Here is a 3535-nt window from a genome sequence, read left to right as displayed (position 1 = left end):
CCCCATCCCCCCATCACTCCTCCCTTCGATCTGATAGGATAGAGTTACGAAAAATGTGGAGTTAAGTCCGATGCAAGTTGCGCTCGAAACCGTAATCAGCGATCCGCAAGTAGATATCAGTCAAGGTAACAATCAGCGGCAGTTATCGATCGAGGTATCCGCTTTAGCCGAACCTGAAGATCGTAAATTACCGCTGAATTTGTGTTTGATTTTAGACCATAGCGGCTCGATGAAAGGTACGCCTCTAGCTACCGTCAAGCAGGCGGCGAGGGAATTAATTAAAGGTCTTAACCCCGAAGATCGGTTGTCGGTAGTGGCATTCGATCATCAAGCGGAAGTAATCGTCCCTTGTCAGCAAGTTACCGATTTTGACGATATTTTTGACAAGATCGATAAATTGCAAGCCGCTGGTGGTACCGCGATCGATGCGGGTATTAAACTAGGAATTACTCAACTGATCGAAGGGAAACAAGATCGGGTATCTCACGCTTTTATCCTTACTGATGGCGAAAACGAACACGGCGATGACGCGCGGTGTCTTAAATTAGCTGGATTTGCGACAGAGAGTAATTTCACGCTCAATACATTGGGTTTTGGTGAAAATTGGAACCAAAACATGCTCGAAAAAATTGCCGATACCGCCGCAGGTACCCTTGCTTATATTGAAGAAGCCGCTCAAGCAGTTAGTGAATTCGGACGGATCTTCAACCGGATGCAATCGGTTGGCTTGACAAATGCTTATCTGCAACTAGAATTAAAACCCAAAGTGCGGCTCGCCGAACTCAAACCCGTCGCCCAAGTGGCTCCCGATACGATCGAGTTAGCCGTTGAAGATGATGGCAATCTTCAGGTAGTTAGGCTCGGAGATTTGATGAAAGATCTCTCGCGAGTAATTTTGGTGAATACTTATATCGGACAACTAGCTGAAGGCGAACAATCGATCGCGACGCTGCGAATTCGCTATGACGATCCGGCTACAGGTACCACCAATCTCCTGACGCCACCCGTGGATGTAAATGTGACTGTGACGCGCAATCATCAACCCGCTGTCGATGAAAACGTCCAACAGCAAACGCTTGCATTAGCAAAATATCGCCAAACTCAACTCGCCGAACAAAAACTCCAACAAGGCGATCGTGCTGGCGCAGCCACCCTGCTCCAAACCGCAGCCAAAACCGCGCTGCAAATGGGCGATACCAATGCCGCCACCGTGTTGCAATCTAACGCCACAATCCTCCAAGGTGGCGACGATCTCTCGGAAGCTGAGAAGAAAAAAACGCGGATGGTATCGAAAACGATTTTACAATAATCGCAAGATCTCGATCGCGTTGGCGGAGCCTGCCGTTAGGCACAGCGTTGCAACGCAAATCGACATAAAAAGTAGGGGTAATTCAGATACTATCCCTACTTTTTATGAAGTGCGGAATATTTGTTACTATTGAGATGTTGAATTCAGAGCTTAATTTGATGTCTTCGATCGATCTTCGCAACATTCACTCGCTCACCGACTTCAAGCGGAATGCCAACGCTTACGTCGAACAACTTCAAGCTACTCAGCTACCCCTAGTGCTGACAGTCAATGGTAAAGCTGCGGTAGTAGTCCAAGAAGCTGGCGCATTCCAATCGTTAATCGACCGCATCGCAGCGATGGAAGCCGAAATTCAATCTTTTAAAATAGCCGAACTGCGTCAGGATCTTAGAGTCGGAGTCGAACAACTCGATCGAGGACAATCTACAATATCTACTCAAGATAATCTCCATGAGTTATTTGATGAGATTAGGACGCAAGGTCGAGCAAATCTAGGATAAGCGAAATGAGCGTTCAAATTCGTTTTGCTGAGATCGCCAAACAAGATTTGCGAGATAGTTGGCGTGGGTTAACTGAATATAGTGGATTGTCTTTTGCCGATAGTACATTAGCAAATATTGAATCTAAATTTTTAGTACTGGTGCAGTTTCCTAACTCTGGTCGATCGCGCGATGAATTGTTAGTAGGGTTGAGAAGTTACCCTGCGGGAGATTTTGTCATTTTTTATCGGGTACTGGATACGACGGTTGAAGTCGTGCGAGTTCTGCACGGACGAAGAGATATAGATTCTATTTTCGATGAATCAGAGTCATCATAATTTTCTGTCACCGTAAGCGATATAGGACATTGGGACATATTTAGGGTGATTGCTATTCGATCGATCGTCAAACAATTTCTCCACAGCCAGCTTGCGATCGAATGCACGTTTCCACCTATTTCTGCGCCCATAGCAATATTAAAAATTCGATCGAATCCCCAATTCAGCAGTTATAATACGTCGGTCAATCTGCCTAATTGTTAAATGATTGAATCGATCGACGATCTGATAGTTTTCTTAAAGCACTTTCATCGCAACCTTCTCGAAGATCCATCCCTCCCACCCGAACAAATCCCCGACGATCTACCAGAAGGACTGGCAAAGATTTATCGAGAGTTGGGCGGTTTGATTGCTCTCGAACAGCATCCTGGCCCGTTTAATGCACAAGATACTCTGATTATTGCTAGCCCTCACAATGGAAAGATCGTATTTTGTTTCGAGAACCAGGGTTGTTGGGCTGCTATGTGTCCAGCCGATCGACAAGACCCTCCAGTGTATTTGACTGAATGTGATGAATATACCGAACGTGACGAAGATTTTGAATTGGTATGTGATTCGCTAAATCATTTTTTGATAACATTATGTCTGCAAGAGGCTGTTTTTGGAAGTCTTAATCTTGTATGTGTACACAAGGCAGATAACATCCTTGACACAATTATAGCAAAAGAAAAATTCCAACCTCTATGGCTTAATGGTCAATATGCTTATATATATCGGTTGCAGGATTTCTACATATCCGAAGATCGAGATATGTTGATAATGAATAATGGTTGGGTAGGCTCTCAAACACGCCAGATCCTTGACATATTCGACCCAAATATAGATCCTAAAATAAGAATTAGGATACATGGTGTCGATCTACCTCGGAGATATTGGACTAAATTTAGTGAATGGAAAGCTGAGTGGCTATTTGATGAGGAAAATGCTGAAATTAGGCGTGTTTTAATCGAACAAGTAGGATATGAGAAAATATGTAAAGAATTGAATGCGATCGAGATCGATACTTGGAGGGAATATACTTTGATGATAATTGATGGCGTAGAAGTGGAATATGACGAAGAAAATGATGAATTGATAGATATAGAACCGATGGTATTACTCAAAATGACCTGTCCATCGACTAATCATATTCATATTCTCCGCGTACCACCAGATACGACCAGTGCAGAAGCGGCGATTACTTGGGTAAATCATGGCATTCATCCCGACAAATTTGCCATCCAAACTTGAAAGTACGATCGATTAGATTCATCGATCGACTACGATCGTTCGATCGATTAGATATCTTAAGCTTGCCGGATCGTTAAATTCGATCGAGTTTAATCTTTACTGCTTACGGTTCGCTCATTTTCAGGGAGGGTCATCAGATTGTGGCCCAAGGCAAGTATAAATCTCAACTGGAAAGTTCA

The 3535-nt window shown here is 43.8% G+C and carries 4 protein-coding genes; all 4 read left to right on the top strand.

Annotated features, from left to right (window positions below; genetic code table 11):
• The first annotated feature begins 70 nt into the window (after positions 1–70).
• The 4 genes from C7B77_RS26310 to C7B77_RS26295 all read left to right on the top strand — a co-directional run bounded on the left by C7B77_RS26310 (position 71) and on the right by C7B77_RS26295 (position 3356).
• Positions 71–1309: a vWA domain-containing protein gene (locus tag C7B77_RS26310; protein WP_106311960.1), complete on the top strand. Its 1239-nt coding sequence runs from the start codon at positions 71–73 to the stop codon at positions 1307–1309.
• 134 nt (positions 1310–1443) lie between these two features.
• Positions 1444–1809 carry a type II toxin-antitoxin system Phd/YefM family antitoxin gene (locus tag C7B77_RS26305; protein ID WP_245894432.1) on the top strand — a complete coding sequence of 122 codons (366 nt, stop codon included), beginning with the start codon at positions 1444–1446 and terminating at the stop codon, positions 1807–1809.
• A 5-nt stretch (positions 1810–1814) separates the two neighbouring features.
• The gene (locus C7B77_RS26300) at positions 1815–2126 is read left to right on the top strand and encodes a type II toxin-antitoxin system RelE/ParE family toxin (RefSeq protein ID WP_106311954.1); all 312 of its coding nucleotides are present in this window, start codon (positions 1815–1817) and stop codon (positions 2124–2126) included.
• Between the two features lie 204 nt (positions 2127–2330).
• Positions 2331–3356, top strand: coding sequence for a DUF6745 domain-containing protein (locus C7B77_RS26295; protein WP_106311951.1), 1026 nt, complete (start codon positions 2331–2333; stop codon positions 3354–3356).
• Positions 3357–3535: the final 179 nt, after the last annotated feature.

Source organism: Chamaesiphon polymorphus CCALA 037, assembly GCF_003003845.1.
GTDB lineage: Bacteria > Cyanobacteriota > Cyanobacteriia > Cyanobacteriales > Chamaesiphonaceae > Chamaesiphon > Chamaesiphon polymorphus.
Note: the sequence above shows the minus strand (reverse complement) of the source record. Positions and strands in the feature narration are given on the sequence as shown.

Bases quoted from the DNA above. Each gene is read 5' to 3' on its own strand.
- C7B77_RS26300 (WP_106311954.1), top strand. From the start codon at position 1,815: ATGAGCGTTCAAATTCGTTTTGCTGAGATCGCCAAACAAGATTTGCGA.
- C7B77_RS26305 (WP_245894432.1), top strand. From the start codon at position 1,444: ATGTTGAATTCAGAGCTTAATTTGATGTCTTCGATCGATCTTCGCAAC.
- C7B77_RS26310 (WP_106311960.1), top strand. From the start codon at position 71: ATGCAAGTTGCGCTCGAAACCGTAATCAGCGATCCGCAAGTAGATATC.
- C7B77_RS26295 (WP_106311951.1), top strand. From the start codon at position 2,331: ATGATTGAATCGATCGACGATCTGATAGTTTTCTTAAAGCACTTTCAT.